This window comes from Arthrobacter sp. B0427-1-12 (assembly GCF_059092905.1).
Genome location: NZ_JBNHIC010000274.1, coordinates 1 through 235 on the forward strand (window position 1 = coordinate 1; position 235 = coordinate 235).

Below are 235 nucleotides of genomic sequence, written 5' to 3' on the forward strand. Positions count from 1 at the left end.
TGCGCCAGGCCACACCCGGGAACATGATCACCGATCCGGCGCTGCTGGCGCACCTGACCGCCCGCCGGGCCCAGCCCGCCGGACCCCCGGTACCGGACCTGACGCACCGGGAGATGGACGTGCTGCGCCTGATGGCCACCGGCTCCGATGTGCGCACCAACGCCCGCACGCTGGGCATCTCCACCCAAACCTGCCGCGGCTACACCAAGTCCGTCCTGGCCAAACTCGGCGCCCA

Annotated in this window: 1 protein-coding gene; it reads left to right on the forward strand. The window is 71.9% G+C overall.

What is annotated here, in order from left to right; genetic code table 11:
* Positions 1-235 (forward strand): LuxR C-terminal-related transcriptional regulator (locus AC5RWU_RS24825; protein WP_494037356.1); only part of this gene is annotated, 235 nt, incomplete at both ends.